Here is a 20336-nt window from a genome sequence, read left to right as displayed (position 1 = left end):
GTTATTAATTACCAATTGTCTGTTCGGAATGGGAAGAGAGGCAGACCGCCTGCATTCGCCATGTTGCCGAGCTGGAAGTTGCGGAAGCAGTAGCGCAGAGCTACCGGCTTCTTGACTTTAGGGCTGGTTACGACGATGCACTCGTTCCATCCGTCGTTGCCTTCCTGCCAGAAATGCTTGGCTGTGGCAGGATGGAACACCTTGTCTTCGCCGGCTACCTCAAAGCCCTTGATGCCTTCAAAGCGGTTATAGGCTCCGTAGGTGTTGTCGAAGTGAACCTTCACAGTGTCGCCAACAATCTTCATCTCCTTGAAAGTCATACTCTCGCAGAAGAGTCCCTTCATACCGTAGGTCTTGCTGAGTGCCTGAAGAGCCAGACGCTCACCTACAGGCTGCTTCTGGCATGGGTGAATCTGCTCTACCTCGTATGGATAAACCAGATCTTCGGTGCAGACGATGCCACTGTTCGGGATGATCTTGGCTGCATTAAACTGCTGCTCGCGAAGTCTTGGACCTGCATCACCATTCACATCGCCATTATGATAAGGTGCAATCTGCACGAAATAGAATGGCAGTTCGCCCTGCTTGAAGTCTCTACGCCACTGGGCTACGAGGTCGGCAAGACGCTGTGTGTATTGACCTGCCGGGTCGCCCACGTTGGAACAGCCTTGATAGAAGAGGATTCCCTTCACGCTATAGTTGAGGATAGGATGGAAGGTTCCGTTGCCCCAGAGAAGAGGGTAGAGGAAGTCCCACTTGAACTTAGGATTCTTCGTCATCTTGAGGGAGTCGAGGTCTTCTTTCGTGTTCTTTTTCAGATAGTCACGATCGAGCCAGCTTTCTACTCGGCTTCCGCCCTTGTTTGCCATAACTAGACCTACAGGCACATCGAGAGCCTTGTTTACTACCTGGGCAAAGAAATATCCGGTGGCAGATGCATCGCCCACGGTTTCCGGATTAATCTCCTTCCATTCGCAGTTGGCGTCATCGAGTGGCTTGCTGCTCATCACGCTAGGAATCTTCACGTAGTGTACACCTTTATATCGGTTGGCTTCCAATACAGCCTTGTTGTAGCCTTTTACAGGGCAGTTGCCGAAACCTTTCACCGGCATCTCCATATTGCTCTGTCCGGCGCAGACCCATACTTCACCGGCCAATATATTATTGAGGGTAGTCTTTTCGCCATCATCGAAGGTAATGGAGAGTGGAGTGTAGCTAGCTTTTGGAGTCTGTACCTTGACAGCCCACTTGCCATCCTTTCCGGTCTTTGCAGAATATTTCTGCTGCGACCATGAGGTGCTTACCTCTACCAGAGTACCAGGCTTGTCCCAACCCCAGAGGTTGGCTTCTGAATCTTGTTGGATAATCATGTTGTCACCCAGGATGTGTGGCAACTTTACTTTAGCGTTTGCTCCTGCTGTTACGAGAGCCAATGCTGCGAAAGCTAAAAGTTTCTTGTTCATTTTTTAGTGCTTAAAATTTATAGTTGCTGTTAATCTATTGTAGCTCGTATTGGATAATAGGAGCCGGAAGTCTGGAGAAAAGTCCAGACTTCCGACTTATCTGTTGTATGAAAGCTCGTATTAAAGAAGGTTCTTGATGGCTGCATCAATGTCCTTGATCTGTATGTCGCGAGCTCTCAGAGTATTGCTTCTGTCGATGAGGAAGAAGGTAGGGATGCTCTGCACGTTGTAGAGCTGGAGACTTGTTCCCTGGATGCCGTTCTCTTCACGTACGCAGATCCATGGAAGGGCAGCGGTAGATGTTTTCCAGAAGTGCTCATCTGGATCTACGGAAACCTGATAGATTTCCAGTCCGGCAGCATGATACTTGTTGTATAGCTCACGGAGCATCATGATGCGCTTGGTGCTCTCGTTGCTGGCGAAGATATGGAAATCGAGCAATACCACCTTGCCGGTGAGATCAGAGAGGCGGCGAACCTGTCCCTTGTTGTCCTGCAGGGCAATTTCTATGCATCCGTTTACGCTCACCTTGCTTGCCTCAATCTGCTGCTGTGCACGCTGCCTGTCGATGATGCGGATATCCTTCATGCCCTCGATGGCGATGTTGTGCAGGTTCTTGCCACGCTCTGCGCCTGGATAGTAAGTATCCCAGCTTGTAGCTACGGCAGCGAATACTTTCACGTCATCCTTGTTGTTGCGAGGGTTGAAGATGAGTGAGTTGGTGTTGCCCAACTGGATAGTCTGGAAGAGTGCATAGTAAGAGGAAGCCTTCATCGGCTCCTTGAAGATGTAGTTGGTCTTTACATCCTGCTTGTATGCAGCCAGCATGCGAGCCACGATGACATCCATGGAATCTACCCCGATGTTAGGGCTCTTGATGATGCCATTGATGTTGCTCTGCAGAGTCATCTGCTTGAGCGAAAGTTCCTTGATCTTGCTGCAGTTCTCTGAGCCTTCCACCTCGTACTTGTAGCTCATCTGAGGATAAGCTGCCTTCACGTTGACGGTCTCGGTTGAGTCGATACTGAGGTTGATGCTCTGATTGGCAATGCGGAGACGGTAGAATTCTGGAGTGATGCTGTCCATCGCATTCTCTTCGAAAGCGAAGGATCCATCTTCACCCAGTTTCACCGAGTCAATCTTCACCGGACCATTCAGGCTGAGGTTCTCCAGGTAGAGCATAGAGTCCTGAGCCTCGGTAATATTACCGTTGATATGAAATTTCTTGTTGTTACAAGAAGTGAGAGCCAGCGCAGCTACCATAATCACTGCCGCTGAATAGATTCTAGATATCTTCATGAATTTTAGTATTTTGCGAAATTATCGACTGCAAAGGTAGTAATAAAATCGGGAATAATGCACCTTAGATAGATAAAATTATTAAAAAAGTAGAAAATAGTTGCCCAAATATTCGTTTATTAATTATTAAAGAGGTATCTTTGCACCGTTTTAGATATTAGATGTTAGACAAAACAATAAGTTTTAATAATTAGATGAACGTAATTACAAAAAGTGTTCAGTTGCCTGATGGAAGAACCATCACAATTGAGACCGGAAAAGTTGCAAAACAGGCTGATGGTGCTGCGGTTCTCCGCATGGGTAACACAGTGCTTCTCGCAACTGTTTGTGCAGCAAAGGATGCAGTTCCGGGTACAGATTTCATGCCTTTGCAAGTAGATTACCGTGAGCAGTACAGTGCTGCTGGCCGTTTCCCTGGTGGTTTCACCAAGCGCGAAGGCAAGGCTAGCGACGAGGAGATCCTTACCTCTCGCCTTGTGGACCGTGCTTTGCGTCCACTTTTCCCTTCTAACTACCATGCAGAAGTTTACGTACAGGTAATGTTGCTCTCAGCCGATGGTGTTGACCAGCCAGATGCCCTTGCAGGTTTCGCTGCTTCAGCTGCCATGGCTTGTTCAGATATTCCTTTCGAGCACTACATCTCTGAGGTCCGTGTAGCTCGTATCAATGGTGAGTATGTTGTTAACCCTACATTCCAGCAGATGGAAGAGGCTGACATGGATATCATGGTTGGTGCTACCAAGGAGAACATCATGATGGTGGAAGGTGAGATGAAGGAAGTTGCTGAGCAGGATCTGATCGGCGCCCTCAAGGCTGCTGCCGAGGCTATCAAGCCTATGTGCGAACTCCAGTATGAGTTGGCTAAGGAGAAGGGTACTGACGTGAAGCGTGAGTATGATCATGAGATCAACGACGAGGAACTCCGTGAGCAGATCAAGTCTGAGCTTTACAAGCCTGCTTATGATATCAACCACCAGGCTTTGGAGAAGCATGCTCGTCAGGATGCTTTCGACAAGGTCTTGGCAGACTTCCTTGAGAAGTATGACGCAGCTCATACCGATCTCTCTGAGGAAGACTTGGAGGAGAAGCACGCTGAGGCTACCCGCTACTATGATGACGTAATGCGCGATGCTATGCGTCGTTGCATCCTCGATGAGGGCTTGCGTCTTGATGGTCGTGCTACTACAGATATCCGCCCTATCTGGTGCGAGGTGTCTCCACTCCCAATGCCTCACGGAAGCGCTATCTTCCAGCGTGGTGAGACTATGTCTCTCTCTACATGTACTCTTGGTACAAAGATGGATGAGAAGCTTATCGACGGTGTGCTCGAGAAGAGCTACCAGCGCTTCCTCCTTCACTATAACTTCCCTCCATTCTCTACAGGTGAGGCTAAGGCTCAGCGCGGCGTAGGCCGTCGTGAGATTGGTCACGGTCACTTGGCATGGCGTGGTTTGAAGGGTCAGATTCCTGCAGACTTCCCTTACACAGTTCGTTTGGTAAGCCAGATCCTGGAGTCTAACGGTTCTTCTTCTATGGCTACTGTTTGTGCCGGTACTCTCGCCCTGATGGATGCAGGTGTTCCTATGAAGAAGCCAGTTTCTGGTATCGCTATGGGTCTTATCAAGAACCCAGGTGAGGACAAGTATGCTATCCTCAGTGATATCCTCGGTGATGAGGACCACTTGGGTGATATGGACTTCAAGACCACAGGTACCCGCGATGGTTTGACCGCTACACAGATGGATATCAAGTGCGACGGTTTGAGCTTCGAGATTCTCGAGGAGGCTTTGATGCAGGCTAAGGCTGGTCGTGAGCACATCCTCAACTGCATGATGGAGACTATCTCTGAGCCACGTGCTGAGATGAAGCCTCAGGTTCCACGTATCGTAGCATTCGATATTCCTAAGGAGTTCATCGGTGCTGTCATCGGCCCTGGTGGTAAGATTATCCAGCAGATGCAGGAGGATACTGGTGCTACTATCACTATCGAGGAGACTGATGGTAAGGGTCACGTACAGGTATCTGCTCCTAACAAGGATTCTATCGATGCTGCTTTGGCTAAGATCAAGGCTATCGTAGCTGTTCCTGAGGTTGGTGAGGTTTACGAGGGTACTGTTCGTTCTATCATGCCTTACGGTTGCTTCGTGGAGATTCTCCCAGGTAAGGATGGTTTGCTCCACATCTCTGAGATCGATTGGAAGCGTCTTGAGACAGTTGAAGAGGCTGGCATCAAGGAAGGCGACAAGATCAAGGTGAAGTTGATGGAGATTGATCCTAAGACTGGCAAGTACAAACTCTCTCACCGTGTGTTGATGGAGAAACCTGAGGGTTACGTGGAGCGTGAGCGTCGTCCACGTCCAGAGCGCGGTGAGCGTCGTGGTCGTCGTGATGATCGTCATGAGGGTCGTGGTGAGCGTCCAGCTCGTCAGCCACGTCGTTACGAGCATCGTAACGAGGAGCAGGCTCCTAAGGATTTCAACGATTCTTTGGATCATAACAATGATGTAGAATAATCCTGGTATTATATACATTAATAAATATAGATGGGTGCATTTCGTCAAAAAAAGCGGAATGCACCCGTTTTTTTGTCAGAACCCTATGAAACTGTTTCCTTAAGGAAAAAAATAAATATCCTTAAGGAAAAAAATATTTTCCCTTAAGGAAAAAATATATTCTCCTTAAGGACACTTTTAATTGCAGAATTATATGTAAAAATTCGTGATGAGTGTAAAGGGGGATAGTCTAAAAACATTGGGTGTAAACAGAGGGGAACTTTAAGATGTCTAAAAACAACAAAGCCCTGCAAGTGAAAACTTGCAAGGCTTATGTAATGCGCTTCAAGATGGGCTTGAACCAACGACCCCCTGATTAACAGTCAGGTGCTCTAACCAACTGAGCTATTGAAGCATTTGGTTTGAAAAAGAACAGAGTTACAAGTAAAACCTGCGACTCTTTTGCGCTTCAAGATGGGCTTGAACCAACGACCCCCTGATTAACAGTCAGGTGCTCTAACCAACTGAGCTATTGAAGCATTTTGCATTGCGGAAAGTTGCGTTCCTTATTTGCGTGTGCAAAAGTACTAACTTTTCTTCATTCAGCCAAATTTTTCGGCAACTTTTTTCTGTTTTTCCTTAAAAAAGTGCATTTTTCGGTGGTTTTCACTACTTTTTGCATCAATTATGGCAGTTTTCGAGAAGAAATGAGTACTTTTGTGGTCGAATAATCATATAACAAGGTAAACATGAAAAAAGTATTGGTTTCATTGCTGATGGCGCTCCTCGTGGTGCCATCTATTGCACAAACAGATAAAGATCACGACTTCAAGATGGCTAAGAATATGGATATCTTCAATGCCATCTATAAGAATCTTGACTTGATGTACGTTGATACGCTCGATGCCGAAGAGGTGGTGGGCAATGGCGTTAAGGCGATGTTGGGAAGCCTCGACCCTTATACTACCTACTATCCGGAGGAAAAAGTCAACGAACTGAAGAATATGCTCACCGGCAAATATGCTGGTGTGGGTGCTGTGGTGCGCTATAACTTCCAGTTGCAGCGTGTGTGTATCAGTGAACCTTATGCCAATATGCCTGCTGCAGAAGTGGGATTGAAGAAGGGTGATATCATCCTGAGTATCGATGACGAGGATATGACCAATAAGGAAGTGAGCTATGTAAGCGATCATCTTCGTGGAGAACCGGGCTCTTCCTTTATGTTGAAGGTAAAGCGACCAAGTACTGGTAAGATTCTGAAGGTAAAGGTAACTCGCCGTACTATCCAGATGCCTTTCCTGCCATATTACGGAATGATGGAAGGTGGTATCGGTTATATCAACTTCAATTCTTTCACCGATAATTGTGCCAAGGATGTGCGCCGTGCTTTCATCGACCTGAAGAAGCAGGGAGCCAAGGGACTCGTCTTCGACCTCAGAAGTAATGGCGGTGGTTCGGTGAGCGAGGCCGTGAGCATCGTCAATATGTTCTTGCCAAAGGGAAAGACTGTATTGAAAATGAAGGGTAGATTGCAACGCTCCAACAATGAATACAAGACTACGGTAGAACCTGTTGACTCCGTGATGCCGATGGTAGTTCTGGTGAGTGGAAACACAGCCAGTTCCAGCGAGATAATGAGCGGTAGTCTGCAGGACTATGACCGTGCTATTATATTAGGAACGCGCACGTATGGAAAAGGTCTGGTACAGACCACTATGGATTTGCCATACAATGGACAGATGAAACTTACTACAGCCAAGTATTACATTCCAAGTGGCAGATGCGTGCAGGCACTTAATTACAAGCATGCCAAAGGCGGCTATGTGGAGCATGTTCCAGATTCACTTACCAAGGTGTTCTATACTGCCGGTGGCAGAGAGGTGCGTGATGGAGGCGGTGTGAAGCCGGATGTAGAGGTAAAGCCGGATTCCTTGCCAAACATTGCTTTCTATCTCGCCGGTGCCCGCGACAGTAATGAGGTGATGCTCAACTACGAAGTGGATTATATCGCCAAACATCCTACTATCGCACCTGCCAAGGATTTTGCTTTGACAGATGCCGACTATGATGAGTTCAAGTCCCGCGTTCTGAAAGCGGATTTCAAGTACGACCGTGAGACCGAGAAATATCTCAAGGATTTGGAGAAACTCGCTAAGTTTGAAGGATATTACGAGGATGCAAGACCTGAGTTCGAGGCGTTGAAAAAGAAGTTGAGTCACAATGTGGCAAAAGACTTGGATTTCAATAAAGACTACATCAAGCAGCTTTTGGAAAACGACATCGTGGCAGCTTATTATTTCCAGGCTGGAGCCATCCAGAATTCCCTGCGTTACGACAAGCAGGTCAAGGCTGCCGTCAATTTGTTAAATTCTCCGGAAGAATACGGAAAAATACTCCATCCTGTGAAGAAATAACAACAAAAACCTGCACAATCGCCTAAAATTGCGCAGGTTATGAATAAAAAATAGAAAAATCTTTGGAGATTTTCAAAAATATTAGTAATTTTGCACACGTTCAGTGGAATGAGGGGCTCGCAAGAGTTCCTCATTTTATTTTAAATAGGTATATATGATAGATAAAAACGTCGTAAAAAAATTAGTTGATGAATGGCTCCAAGATCAGGAATATTTCTTGGTGGACATTGAAATCAGTCCAGACAATCGTATCGTAGTCGAGATTGACCATGTAGATGGTGTATGGATTGAAGATTGTGTGGCTTTGAGTAGATATATCGAGGAACGATTGAGTCGTGATGACGAGGACTATGAGCTGGAAGTAGGTTCTGCTGGTCTGGGTCAACCATTCAAGGTTCCACAGCAGTATATCAACTTCATTGGCAAGGAGGTAGAGGTGCTCGATGCTGATGGTGTCAAGGTAAAGGGCATCTTGAAGGCTGTGGATGGCAATGATTTCACAGTAGGCGTAGAAGAAAAAGTGAAGGTAGAGGGCAAGAAGCGTCCTGTAAAGCAGGAGGTTGACCATGTTTACCAGATGGATAAAGTAAAATATACAAAATATATAATCAGTTTCAAATAAGCTATGGCTAAAAAAGAGCAAGAATTAACAGCGAGTATGATTGATACATTCCGCGAGTTTAAAGAAACCAAGAATATCGACCGTACAACATTGGTAAGTGTATTGGAGGAAAGCTTCCGCAATGTACTTGCCAGAATTTTCGGTAGTGATGAAAATTTCGATGTAATCGTAAACCCAGACAAGGGCGATTTCGAGATTTATCGTAACCGTGTCGTTGTTGCTGATGGTGAGGTAGAAGATGAGAACAAGGAGATTACGCTTACCGAAGCACGCAAGATTGAGCCTGACTATGAGGTAGGTGAGGATGTGAGCGAGAAGGTAGATTTCAATAAGTTCGGTCGCCGTGCCATCTTAACTCTTCGCCAGACTTTGGCTTCTAAGATTCTTGAACTTGAGCACGACTCACTCTACAATAAATATAAAGACCGTGTTGGACAGGTAATCTCTGGTGAGGTTTATCAGGTATGGAAGCGCGAGGTTCTTATCGTTGATGACGAGAACAACGAGTTGATGTTGCCTAAGACGGAGCAGATTCCTGGCGATATGTATCGTAAGGGCGAGACTGTACGCGCTGTCATCCTTCGTGTTGACAATGATAACAACAATCCTAAGATTATCTTGAGCCGTACAGCGCCAATCTTCCTGCAGCGCCTGTTGGAGGCTGAGGTTCCTGAGATTGCAGATGGCTTGGTTGCTATCCGTCGCATTGCCCGTCTCCCTGGCGAGCGTGCCAAGATTGCTGTAGAGAGCTTCGATGAGCGTATCGACCCAGTTGGAGCTTGTGTAGGTGTTAAGGGTAGCCGTGTTCACGGTATCGTTCGCGAGCTTTGCAACGAGAACCTCGACGTCATCAACTATAGCTCTAATACCAAGCTGTTTATCCAGCGTGCCTTGGCACCAGCCAATATTACGTCTGTGAATATCGATGAGGAGAACAAGAAGGCAGAGGTGTTCCTGAAGCCTGAGGAGGTTAGCCTGGCTATCGGCCGTGGCGGTATGAACATCAAGTTGGCTTCTATGTTGACAGAATATACCATCGATGTATTCCGTGAGGTAGATGAGAATGAGGCTGACGAGGATATCTACTTGGATGAATTCTCTGACGAGATTGACCAGTGGGTTATCGATGCCATCAAGGGTATCGGTTATGACACAGCTAAGCAGGTGCTCAATGCACCACGTGATATGATCGTAGAGAAGGCTGACCTTGAGGAGGAAACCGTGGATAACGTACTCAAGGTATTGAGAGCTGAATTCGAACAATAATTTCCCTAGCTGGCGAGTGCTTGCAGGGAATCTAACTTTAAAAATAGGAGAATAAAATAATTTATGAGCATCAGATTAAATAAAGCACTACGTGAATTGAATATAGGACTTCAGACGGCAGTTGAATTCCTAGAAAAAAGAAAGGACCTGGGAGAGGTCAAGGCCGAACCGAGCTTCAAACTCAGCGACCAGCAATACAAGGCATTGAACGATGCCTTCAGTCAAGATAAGGAGGTTCGTGATCAGGCCGAGAAACTCATCACCAAGAAGACCAAGGATAAGAAGCGTGCGCCTGAGCAGAAGGACCATCGTGCCGAAAGCTTATTGGAGTCGGGTAACCAGCAGCAGTATAAGCCGTTGGGTAAGATCGACTTGGATAGCATCGGAAAGGGTAAGTCTGCAGAGTCTGCTGCTAAAAAGTCGGAGGCACCGAAGCATGAGACTGCTGCCGTCAGTCATGCGCCAGTGAAAGATGCTCATCGTAATGAGCCAAAACATGACCAGAGATCTACCCATGGATCTCACCAAAAACAAGAGATGAAACAAGAGAATCAGCAAAAGTCACAGCAGCCAAAGATGAACGACTTTAAGGGTCAGAAGAATGCTGCACAAGGTAACAAGAATGTAGAGGCTCAGCAGCAGAATGCTGAGCAGAAGGCTGCTGACAACAGCCAGCCTTCTAGCGTGTTCACATTGAAGAGTGAGAAGAAATATACTTCAAATGAACCTAAGGTGTTGGGTAAGATTGATCTTTCTTCTCTCAATCAGAGCACTCGTCCTAAGAAGAAGTCTAAGGAGGAGCGCCGCAAGGAGCGTGAAGAGAAGTTGGCGCAGCAGCACAATGATCGCAAGAAGCGTGTTCGTATCAACAAGGAGCGTGTTGACATCAATGCCGAGGCTAAGAACAACAGTGCCGATGGTAATGGCCAGAATAAGGGCAACAATGGTGGCAACAACAAGAAGAATAGAAACAAGAATAGAAATAATAATAATAACAATAATAACAACCGCGGCAATAACAACCGCGGCAACCAGCGCCAGATTGAGGTGGACGACGAGGCTGTTGCACGCCAGGTAAAGGAGACTCTCGCCCGTTTGACCAGCAAGAGCCAGAACAAGAAGGGTGCTAAGTATCGTAAGGAGAAGCGTGAGGCTGTTCAGGAGAAGTTGCAGGATCAGGCTCGCCAGGAGCAGAAGGAAAGCAAGACCCTGAAGCTTACTGAGTTCGTTACCGTTAGCGAGTTGGCTACGATGATGGATATCAGCGTTACTCAGGTTATCTCTACCCTGATGGGTGTAGGTATCATGGTATCTATCAACCAGCGTCTGGATGCTGAAACCATTAATATGGTGGCTGAGGAGTTCGGTTTCAAGACCGAATACGTGAGTGCCGAGGTTCAGGAGGCAGTGAGCGAGGAAGAGGATGATGAGAACGACTTGGTTCCACGTGCTCCAATCGTAACCGTGATGGGTCACGTTGACCACGGTAAGACCTCTTTGCTCGACTATATCCGCAATACCAATGTGATTGCCGGTGAGGCGGGTGGTATTACCCAGCATATCGGTGCTTACAGTGTGACTCTGAACAGCGGTCGCAAGGTAACCTTCCTGGATACTCCAGGTCATGAGGCGTTTACCGCCATGCGTGCCCGTGGTGCTCAGGCTACCGATATCGCCATCATCATCATCGCAGCCGATGACTCCGTGATGCCTACTACCAAGGAGGCTATCGCCCATGCACAGGCTGCCGGTGTGCCAATGGTATTTGCTATCAACAAGATTGATAAGCCGGGTGCTAACCCAGACCGTATCCGTGAGGACTTGGCTAACATGAACCTGCTCGTTGAGGAGTGGGGTGGTAAGTACCAGTGCCAGGAAATCAGTGCCAAGAAGGGTATCGGTGTTCACGATCTGCTCGACAAGGTGCTCCTCGAGGCTGATATGCTCGACTTGAAGGCTAACCCTAACCGTCGTGCCACAGGTACCATCATCGAGTCTTCTCTCGACAAGGGTCGTGGATATGTTTCTACCGTATTGGTTGCCAACGGTACCTTGAAGGTAGGCGACATCGTTCTCGCCGGTACTTCTTGGGGTCGTGTGAAGGCGATGTTCAATGAGCGTAATGCCAATATCAAGTCAGCTGCTCCTGCAGAGCCAGCTATCATCCTCGGTTTGAATGGTGCGCCTACAGCAGGTGACCAGTTCCACGTAATCGAGACAGAGCAGGAGGCTCGTGAAATTGCCAACAAGCGTGAGCAGTTACAGCGTGAACAGGGCTTGCGTACTCAGAAGCGCTTGACCTTGGGTGATATTTCTCACCGTATCGCACGTGGTGAGTTCCACGAGTTGAACGTCATCGTAAAGGGTGATACCGATGGTTCTGTTGAGGCATTGAGCGACTCATTCATCAAGCTTTCTACCGAGAAGGTCCAGGTGAACGTAGTGAACAAGGCGGTAGGTCAGATTTCGGAGAACGACGTGATGCTGGCATCTGCATCAGATGCAGTCATCGTTGGTTTCCAGGTTCGTCCATCTGCCGATGCACGCAAGGCTGCCGACCGTGAGGGTGTTGAAATCAACACTTACTCTATCATCTACGATGCTATCGACGATATCAAGAGTGCGATGGTAGGTATGCTCGACAAGGTGAAGAAGGAAATCGTTACCGGTCAGGTTGAGGTGAAGCAGACCTTCAAGATTTCCAAGGTGGGTACTATTGCCGGTGGTCTCGTTACCGAGGGTAAGGTACACGCTAAGGATAAGGCTCGCGTCATCCGTGACGGTATCGTGCTCCGTACTGCAGAAATCGGTGCCTTGAAGCGTTACAAGGACGATGTCAAGGAGGTGGTTACCGGTATGGAGTGCGGTTTGAGCCTCGTCAACTACAACGATATCCAGGAAGGCGACGTTATCGAGACCTTCACAGAGATCGAGGTAGAGCAGAAGTTGTAATATAGCATATATTATATATAATAAGGTAGGGATGAGTCCTCAGCGGCTTATCCCTATTTAGGGTTAAAATAACGAAAGGTTATTCTAAATAAAATGGCAGAAATAGAGAAAGAACAGAATCAGGTTGTCAAGGATGTGATAGACCAGAAATATGAGTATGGTTTTACCACCGATGTACATACTGAAATCATAGAAAAGGGTCTCAACGAGGATGTTGTGCGCCTGATCTCGCAGAAGAAGGGAGAGCCAGACTGGATGCTCGAATTTCGTCTGAAAGCCTACAATTACTGGAAGACGCTCAAGGAGCCAAAATGGGGTCACGTGCACGTGCCACCTATTGACTACCAGGAGATTTCATACTATGCCGACCCTTTGGCAAAGAAGCCAAAGAACAAGGAAATTGATCCTGAGCTGGAGAAGACATTCGATAAGCTCGGTATTCCTCTGGAGGAGCGCTTGGCATTGAGCGGTACCGCCGTGGATGCCATCATGGACTCTGTATCGGTGAAGACTACCTTCAAGGAGAAACTTCGTGAGAAGGGCGTCATCTTCTGCAGTATCGGCGAGGCAGTGAAGGAGCATCCTGATTTGGTAAGAGAGTATCTGGGAACCGTAGTTCCTTATCGTGATAACTTTTATGCAGCCTTGAACAGTTGCGTATTCAGTGATGGCTCATTCGTTTATATTCCTAAGGGCGTTCGCTGTCCGATGGAGTTGAGCAGTTACTTCCGCATCAATGCCCGTAACACCGGTCAGTTCGAGCGTACATTGATCATCGCCGATGATGATGCCTACGTTTCTTATCTGGAGGGATGTACAGCGCCAATGCGTGATGAGAACCAGCTCCATGCGGCTATCGTAGAGATTATCGTCAAGGATAATGCTGAGGTGAAATACTCTACCGTTCAGAACTGGTATCCTGGTGATGAGCATGGTAAGGGTGGTGTGCTGAATCTGGTAACCAAGCGAGGCGACTTGCGTGGTGTCAACTCTAAGTTGAGCTGGACTCAGGTAGAGACGGGTTCTGCGATTACCTGGAAGTATCCTTCTTGTATCTTGCGTGGCGACAACTCTGTAGCTGAGTTCTACAGCGTAGCTGTTACCAACAACTATCAGGAGGCCGATACAGGTACCAAGATGATTCACATGGGTAAGAACACCAAGAGTACCATCATCTCGAAGGGTATTTCGGCTGGTCATAGCCAGAACTCCTATCGTGGTCTGGTTCGTGCTACATCCAATGCCGATAATGCCCGCAACTACAGTTCCTGCGACTCCTTGTTGCTGGGCAGCGATAGTGGAGCGCATACCTTCCCATATATGGATGCCCATAACGACACAGCCGTGTTCGAGCATGAGGCAACTACCTCGAAGATTTCAGAAGACCAGCTCTTCTATTGCAATCAGCGAGGCATTCCTACCGAGGAGGCTGTCGGCCTGATCGTAAACGGTTATGCCAAGGACGTGCTCAACAAATTGCCTATGGAGTTTGCCGTAGAGGCACAGAAGCTTCTGAGTGTTTCACTCGAAGGAACCGTAGGATAATCATTATCATTTTCGATGAAATCGATAAAAATTGACTAAAATTATGTTAGAGGTTAAGAATCTGCATGCTACTATTGCAGGCAAAGAAATATTGAAAGGTATCAACCTGACAATCAACGATGGTGAGATACATGCTATCATGGGACCTAACGGTTCCGGTAAGTCAACCTTGAGCGCTGTGCTCACAGGTAACCCTCTCTATACCGTAACCGAGGGTGAGGCTATCTTCAACGGCAAGAACCTCCTGGATATGAAGCCTGAGGATCGTGCCCGTGAGGGATTGTTCCTCTCTTTCCAGTATCCAGTGGAGATTCCTGGTGTATCCATGACCAACTTTATGCGTGCGGCTATCAATGCCAAGCGCGAGTATCAGGGCTTGGAGCCATTGAACACCAGCGAATTCATGAAGCTGATGCGCGAGAAGCGTGAGTTGGTGGAACTGGACAGCAAGTTGGCTCGCCGTTCTGTAAATGAAGGTTTCTCGGGTGGTGAGAAGAAGCGCAACGAGATTTTCCAGATGGCAATGTTGGAGCCAAAGCTCTCTATCCTCGATGAAACCGACTCTGGTCTCGACGTGGATGCGATGCGTATTGTGGCTGACGGTGTAAACAAGATGCATACCGACAAGACTTCTGCTATCGTCATTACTCACTATGAGCGTCTGCTCGATATGATTAAGCCAAGTGTGGTTCACGTACTCTATAAGGGTAGAATCGTGAAGACTGCCGGTCCTGAACTTGCCAAGGAGATTGAGGCTCGTGGCTACGACTGGATCAAGGCTGAAGTAGATGAGAAATAATTAGGAGGATGGCTATGCTTTCAGAAAAACAATATTTAGACTTGTATCAGTCTTCTTCGAGAGTGATCAAGAAGAACAGTGCTGAGGTGCTCAATGCGGTGCGCGATGCAGCATTCGAGGACTTCCGTCGCCTGGGCTTTCCTTCCCGTAAGGTAGAAAGATACAAGTACACAGATATGAGCGCCATCTTCGAGCCAGACTATGGCTTGAACTTGAATCGCCTGGAAATTCCGGTAGATCCATACGAGGCTTTCCGCTGCGATGTGCCTAACCTGAGCACTTCGCTCTACTTCGTGGTAAACGATGCTTTCTATTGCAAGGCATTGCCAAAGGTAGAGTTGCCAGAGGGTGTTATCGTGGACTCTTTGAACAAGATTGCTGCAGAAAACCCTGAATTCATCGGGAAATACTACGCTAAGATTGCCAAAACCGATGAAGATGGCATCACGGCATTGAATACATTCCTGGCACAGGATGGCTTGCTTATCTACGTACCAAAGAACGTGAAGGTGGAGCGAACCATTCAGGTCATCAATATTCTCCGTTCGGATGTAGATTTGATGGTAAACCGCCGTGTGCTCATCGTGATGGAACAGGGCGCTGAGGCTAAGTTCCTCTTCTGCGATCATGCTGCCGATGACAAGAACTTCCTCGCTACTCAGGTAATCGAGGCTTATGTGGGCGAGAATGCCAGTCTCGACCTCTATTGTCTGGAGGAGACTCATTACAAGAACCGTCGTGTCAGTAACGTTTACATTGAGCAGCAGGCTAACAGCCGCGTGAACCATAACGTAATCACGCTTCATAACGGTATCACCCGCAACCGCCTCGACCTTGTATTCAAGGGCGAGGGAGCCGAGTGCTTCTGTAATGGTTGTGTGATTGCCGACAAGAACCAGGTGGTAGATAACAATACGCTTATCGATCATCAGGTGGGTCATTGCACCAGCAACGAGCTTTATAAGTATGTACTCGATGGTGAGGCACGTGGCGCTTTTGCTGGCAGAGTATTGGTTCGTCATGGTGCCCAGAAGACCACTTCGCAGGAAACCAACCAAAACCTCTGTGCTACGAAGACAGCCCGCATGTTCACCCAGCCGATGCTGGAGATCTATGCCGACGATGTGAAATGTGCACACGGTAGTACCGTCGGTCAGCTCAACGATGCGGCATTGTTCTATATGCAGCAGCGTGGAGTGAGCCGTGAGGAGGCCAAGTTGCTTCTTCAGTTTGCATTTATCAACGAAGTCATAGACAAGATGGAGCTGGAGCCATTACGTGATCGTCTGCATCATCTTGTAGAGAAGCGATTCCGTGGTGAACTCAATAAGTGCGAGGGCTGCAAGCTTTGCAAGTAGATAATATCCTTTTAAAGGAGTTAAGTTCTTAAAAATATGTATGATATCAATCAAGTAAGAGCAGATTTCCCGATTTTATCGAGAAAGGTCTATGATAAGCCATTGGTGTATCTGGATAATGCGGCAACCACGCAGAAGCCATTGTGCGTGCTCGATGCCATGCGCGACGAGTATCTCAATGTAAATGCCAATGTGCATCGTGGCGTTCACTATCTCTCTCAGCAGGCTACCGACCTTCATGAGGCAGCCCGCGAAACCGTGCGCAAGTTTATCAATGCGCCTAAGGTTGAGGAAGTCATCTTTACCCGCGGTACTACCGAGAGTCTGAATCTCGTGGTTTCATCGTTCAGCGATGCCTTTATGAGCGAGGGCGATGAGGTGATTATCTCTACCATGGAGCATCACTCCAATATCGTGCCTTGGCAGTTGCAGGCTGCCAAGAAGGGAATTGCCATCCGTGTAATCCCAATCAACGATAAAGGTGAGATTAACCTCGATGAATTCGCCGGTTTATTCACTGAGCGCACCAAAATTGTGAGCATTGCCCAGGTAAGCAACGTGCTGGGTACAGTGAATCCAGTGAAGGAGATGATCAAAATTGCTCACGAGCACGGTGTGCCTGTGATGGTGGATGGTGCCCAGAGTACTCCTCACTTCGCAGTGGATGTACAGGATATGGATTGCGATTTCTTCGCTTTCAGCGGACATAAGATTTATGGTCCTACCGGTATCGGTGTGCTTTACGGTAAGGAAGAATGGCTCGACAAGTTGCCTCCTTATCAGGGAGGTGGCGAAATGATTGAGAGTGTAAGTTTCGAGAAGACCACTTTCGAGAAACTGCCTTTCAAGTTCGAGGCTGGTACTCCTGATTATGTAGCTACCCATGGTTTGGCAAAGGCCATCGATTATGTCTCTGCACTCGGCATGGATAACATTGCCAAGCATGAGCAGGAACTCACCCGCTACTGCATGGACCAGATGAGAACCATCGATGGAATCAGACTTTTTGGTGAGCAGGAAGGCAAGGACGCCGTTGTCAGCTTCTTGGTTGGTGATATTCATCACATGGATATGGGAACCTTGCTCGACCGCCTGGGCATCGCCGTTCGTACAGGCCATCACTGTGCACAGCCTTTGATGGACCGCTATGGAATTCTGGGAACCGTTCGTGCAAGCTTCGCCTTGTACAACACCAAGGAAGAGGTTGATGCGCTTATAGCAGGCGTAAAACGCGTTTCTCAGATGTTCTAGGTCGGACAGTGAACCTGTTTGTCTTCTTAACTTCATTTATCTTCTTAAGTAGATAAGAATATGTTAGAAAGTCATTATTATAAGGATATGATTGAGGCGGGCTGCGATGAGGCGGGCAGAGGTTGTCTGGCAGGTAGCGTCTATGCTGCTGCAGTGATTCTTCCTCCCGATTATCAGAACCCTGACCTCAATGATAGCAAAAAGCTGACTGACAAGAAACGCAAGGCGCTCCGTGAACAGATAGAGCGTGATGTTGTGGCTTGGGCTGTGGGCATTGTTACTCCCGAAGAAATCGATCAGATCAATATTCTGAATGCGAGTTTCCTGGCGATGCATCGTGCCTTGGACCAGCTGAAGGTACGTCCTGAGGCGGTGATTGTGGATGGTAATCGTTTCAAGCCTTACAAGGACCTGCCTTATACCACGATCGTAAAAGGCGATGGAAAGTATCTCTCGATAGCTGCGGCAAGCATTCTTGCCAAGACTTATCGTGATGACTATATGGATGCGCTTGCAGAGGAATATCCACAGTACGACTGGAAGGGCAACAAGGGTTATCCTACTAAGAAGCATCGTGCTGCCATCAGGGAGTTTGGTATTACGCCTTATCATCGCAAGAGCTACAATCTTCTAGGCACAGGTGAACTCTCACTCGATTTTAAAGACTAGGCATCATAGCTGCAGTGCTATGATTTCCATATAAAAAAGCCGCTCAACAGATTTGCCTGTTGAGCGGCTTTTAATTTTGATTAGAAGTCAAGGGTGATGCCCTTTTCATAATCAGGCAAAAAAAGAGCCGCAAGTAAAAACTTGCAGCTCCTTGTACCCAGACCCGGGATCGAACCGGGATGGGTTGCCCCACTGGTGTTTGAGACCAGCGCGTCTACCGATTCCGCCATCTGGGCGATGGTGTTTGCAAAGGAAAGAGCCGCAAGTAAAAACTTGCAGCTCCTTGTACCCAGACCCGGGATCGAACCGGGATGGATTGCTCCACTGGTGTTTGAGACCAGCGCGTCTACCGATTCCGCCATCTGGGCGATTGCGGGTGCAAAGGTACAAATAAAAATTGAAATAGCAAACTTTTTGGTGATTTTTTTTCTGAAAAAACAATTCCAAGGGCGAAAAAAGCTAAAAATGTGTTTTATTTCTCCTATTCTTTATTAAATTCTTAGAAAAGATTTGGCTTTCTCGCAGATAATGAGTAATTTTACACTTGAATTTAGTAACTTATAAAAAATGAACTATAATATGACACTTAATGATAATAATAATTATTGTGTGATTCTCGCAGGTGGAAAAGGTCGAAGACTTTGGCCATGCAGTCGGAGCAGTCATCCAAAACAGTTCATTGACTTCTTTGGAGTCGGACGTACCCAATTGCAGCAGACATTCGATCGCATGGCAAAGATAGTACCTGCCGACCATATTTATATCAATACCAACGAGGAATATGTAGATTTGGTGAAAGAGCAGTTGCCTGAGGTATCTGCCGATCGCATTATGGCTGAGCCTATTCATCGCAATACGGCTCCAAGTATGGCTTGGGCTAACCATCGCATCTCCATGCTGAACCCTGATGCGTGCATCATCAATACTCCTTCCGATCAGGCCATCTTCAATGAAGAGGCTTTCCGCAAGAATGTATTGGAGGGCTTGGCGTTTGTTGCAGCTAACGACCGTTTCCTGACGATGGCAGTCAAGCCTACCCGTCCAGAACCGGGTTATGGTTATATCCAGATGGGCGATGTGGTAGAAGAGGATATCTATGCCGTACAGTCGTTTACGGAGAAACCTGAGCGTGATTTCGCCAAGATCTTTGTTGAGAGTGGAGAGTTCTATTGGAATACAGGTATCTTCCTGAGCAATGTCAAGCATCTGCGTGAGTGCTTCTGCAAGATTCTGCCTCCTGTGCTTCGTGAGTATGACAAGAAATATCCGGAGTTCAGCATAGAGACGGAGAATGCCTATATGAAGGAGACCTTTTCTTCTTACCCTAATATCTCGGTAGATTTTGGCGTATTGGACAAGCCATCCAATGCCTGCATGATGAAATGCGACTTCGGATGGGCCGACCTGGGTACCTGGCACAGTATCTATGAGGCGATGCAGAAGAGCGAGGATGACAATGTGGTGATAGACAGCGACGTCTTCATCGAGGATTGCCATAATACGGTGGTGAAAATGCCGAAGGGTAAGCTTGCCGTACTCAATGGTCTTGATGGCTTTATCGTTGCCGAGAAAGACAATGTGCTCCTGGTATGCAAGAAGGAAGATTCTTCTGCCCTTATTCGCAAGTATGTGAATGAGATACAGATGAAGAAGGGCGATGAATACGTATAGGATAGAAAAAGAGCAGCGAATCTTTGCTGCTCTTTTTTATTGCTTATAACTTCTGGAATTCTGTATAAATCTTGTTGGCGATTTCCTTGAACTCCTCTTCAGAGAGCTTGAGGTGCTCCTTGCGGAAGTTCACGTCTGCCTCACTGTTCATAGGAATGAGATGGATGTGAGCGTGAGGAACTTCCAGTCCCAAAACCACCTGAGCCACCTTCTTGCATGGGAAGGCTGCCTTGATAGCCTTGGCTACTTTCTTGGCGAATACTTCAAACTCAGCCAGGTCTGCATCCTCCATATCGAAGATGTAGTCCACTTCCTTGCGAGGAATCACCAAAGTATGTCCTTTGCCGATAGGGCTAATGTCGAGGAAAGCATAGAACTTGTCGCTTTCTGCACACTTGTAGCTAGGAATCTCTCCTGCTGCAATCTTTGAAAAAATGCTTGCCATAATCTCTATTTCTGTTTAAAATGAATAATATGTCTTGATGGGCTTACATATAACATAAAAAGGAACCGTCATACGGGCATCACTGTCCGT

14 protein-coding genes and 4 tRNA genes are annotated in these 20336 nt (G+C 47.3%); 11 read left to right on the top strand and 7 right to left on the bottom strand.

Annotated elements, in window-relative coordinates; translation table 11 throughout:
* Positions 1 to 8: 8 nt before the first annotated feature.
* Together AAAT87_RS00530 and AAAT87_RS00525 are read right to left on the bottom strand one after the other, a co-directional pair.
* Entirely contained in the window at positions 9 to 1463 is a 1455-nt protein-coding gene (locus AAAT87_RS00530) for a sialate O-acetylesterase (protein ID WP_298529972.1), read from the bottom strand.
* A 120-nt stretch (positions 1464 to 1583) separates the two neighbouring features.
* Complete coding sequence (locus AAAT87_RS00525) at positions 1584 to 2762, bottom strand: TlpA disulfide reductase family protein (protein WP_089544831.1); 1179 nt, start codon at positions 2760 to 2762, stop codon at positions 1584 to 1586.
* 194 nt (positions 2763 to 2956) lie between these two features.
* Here AAAT87_RS00525 and pnp point away from each other — a divergent pair, with 194 nt between their 5' ends.
* Complete coding sequence (pnp, locus tag AAAT87_RS00520) at positions 2957 to 5275, top strand: polyribonucleotide nucleotidyltransferase (protein ID WP_089544832.1); 2319 nt, start codon at positions 2957 to 2959, stop codon at positions 5273 to 5275.
* Positions 5276 to 5595: 320 nt separating this feature from the next.
* Here pnp and AAAT87_RS00515 read toward each other — a convergent pair.
* Together AAAT87_RS00515 and AAAT87_RS00510 are read right to left on the bottom strand one after the other, a co-directional pair.
* Positions 5596 to 5669, bottom strand: a tRNA-Asn gene (locus AAAT87_RS00515).
* A gap of 50 nt (positions 5670 to 5719) precedes the next feature.
* Positions 5720 to 5793: transfer RNA gene (locus AAAT87_RS00510), tRNA-Asn, on the bottom strand.
* Positions 5794 to 6003: 210 nt separating this feature from the next.
* Here AAAT87_RS00510 and AAAT87_RS00505 point away from each other — a divergent pair.
* The 9 genes from AAAT87_RS00505 to rnhB all read left to right on the top strand — a co-directional run bounded on the left by AAAT87_RS00505 (position 6004) and on the right by rnhB (position 18130).
* On the top strand, positions 6004 to 7668 hold the full coding sequence (locus AAAT87_RS00505) for a S41 family peptidase (RefSeq protein WP_296971685.1): 1665 nt from the start codon (positions 6004 to 6006) through the stop codon (positions 7666 to 7668).
* A gap of 154 nt (positions 7669 to 7822) precedes the next feature.
* Complete coding sequence (gene rimP / locus AAAT87_RS00500) at positions 7823 to 8290, top strand: ribosome assembly cofactor RimP (RefSeq protein WP_153129660.1); 468 nt, start codon at positions 7823 to 7825, stop codon at positions 8288 to 8290.
* Between the two features lie 3 nt (positions 8291 to 8293).
* Positions 8294 to 9556 (top strand): transcription termination factor NusA, encoded by a 1263-nt coding sequence (gene nusA / locus AAAT87_RS00495; protein ID WP_089544835.1) that lies wholly within the window; start codon positions 8294 to 8296, stop codon positions 9554 to 9556.
* A gap of 63 nt (positions 9557 to 9619) precedes the next feature.
* Positions 9620 to 12508, top strand: a complete 2889-nt coding sequence (infB, locus tag AAAT87_RS00490) for a translation initiation factor IF-2 (protein ID WP_349225315.1) — start codon at positions 9620 to 9622, stop codon at positions 12506 to 12508.
* 93 nt (positions 12509 to 12601) lie between these two features.
* Positions 12602 to 14053 carry a Fe-S cluster assembly protein SufB gene (gene sufB / locus AAAT87_RS00485; protein WP_295023545.1) on the top strand — a complete coding sequence of 484 codons (1452 nt, stop codon included), beginning with the start codon at positions 12602 to 12604 and terminating at the stop codon, positions 14051 to 14053.
* 43 nt (positions 14054 to 14096) lie between these two features.
* Positions 14097 to 14852 (top strand): Fe-S cluster assembly ATPase SufC, encoded by a 756-nt coding sequence (sufC, locus tag AAAT87_RS00480; RefSeq protein WP_022120772.1) that lies wholly within the window; start codon positions 14097 to 14099, stop codon positions 14850 to 14852.
* Between the two features lie 14 nt (positions 14853 to 14866).
* Positions 14867 to 16210: a Fe-S cluster assembly protein SufD gene (gene sufD, locus AAAT87_RS00475; protein WP_295023562.1), complete on the top strand. Its 1344-nt coding sequence runs from the start codon at positions 14867 to 14869 to the stop codon at positions 16208 to 16210.
* A gap of 36 nt (positions 16211 to 16246) precedes the next feature.
* Entirely contained in the window at positions 16247 to 17461 is a 1215-nt protein-coding gene (locus tag AAAT87_RS00470; RefSeq protein WP_295023549.1) for a cysteine desulfurase, read from the top strand.
* Between the two features lie 60 nt (positions 17462 to 17521).
* Positions 17522 to 18130, top strand: coding sequence for a ribonuclease HII (gene rnhB / locus AAAT87_RS00465; protein WP_296997587.1), 609 nt, complete (start codon positions 17522 to 17524; stop codon positions 18128 to 18130).
* Between the two features lie 154 nt (positions 18131 to 18284).
* On the opposite strand, the gene AAAT87_RS00460 is transcribed toward rnhB, so the two are convergent.
* Positions 18285 to 18366 (bottom strand) — tRNA-Leu (locus tag AAAT87_RS00460).
* 50 nt (positions 18367 to 18416) lie between these two features.
* A tRNA-Leu gene (locus tag AAAT87_RS00455) sits at positions 18417 to 18498 on the bottom strand.
* Between the two features lie 199 nt (positions 18499 to 18697).
* On the opposite strand from AAAT87_RS00455, the gene AAAT87_RS00450 reads away from it, so the two are divergent.
* On the top strand, positions 18698 to 19801 hold the full coding sequence (locus tag AAAT87_RS00450; RefSeq protein ID WP_428848525.1) for a mannose-1-phosphate guanylyltransferase: 1104 nt from the start codon (positions 18698 to 18700) through the stop codon (positions 19799 to 19801).
* 43 nt (positions 19802 to 19844) lie between these two features.
* Here AAAT87_RS00450 and AAAT87_RS00445 read toward each other — a convergent pair whose 3' ends face one another.
* On the bottom strand, positions 19845 to 20246 hold the full coding sequence (locus AAAT87_RS00445) for an HIT family protein (protein WP_089544840.1): 402 nt from the start codon (positions 20244 to 20246) through the stop codon (positions 19845 to 19847).
* Positions 20247 to 20336: the final 90 nt, after the last annotated feature.

Origin of the sequence: Segatella sinensis, from assembly GCF_040095255.1 — a bacterium.
GTDB classification, from domain to species: Bacteria; Bacteroidota; Bacteroidia; order Bacteroidales; family Bacteroidaceae; genus Prevotella; species Prevotella sinensis.
The sequence above is the reverse complement of the archived record's forward strand: the minus strand, read 5'-3'. Positions and strand labels throughout refer to the sequence as shown.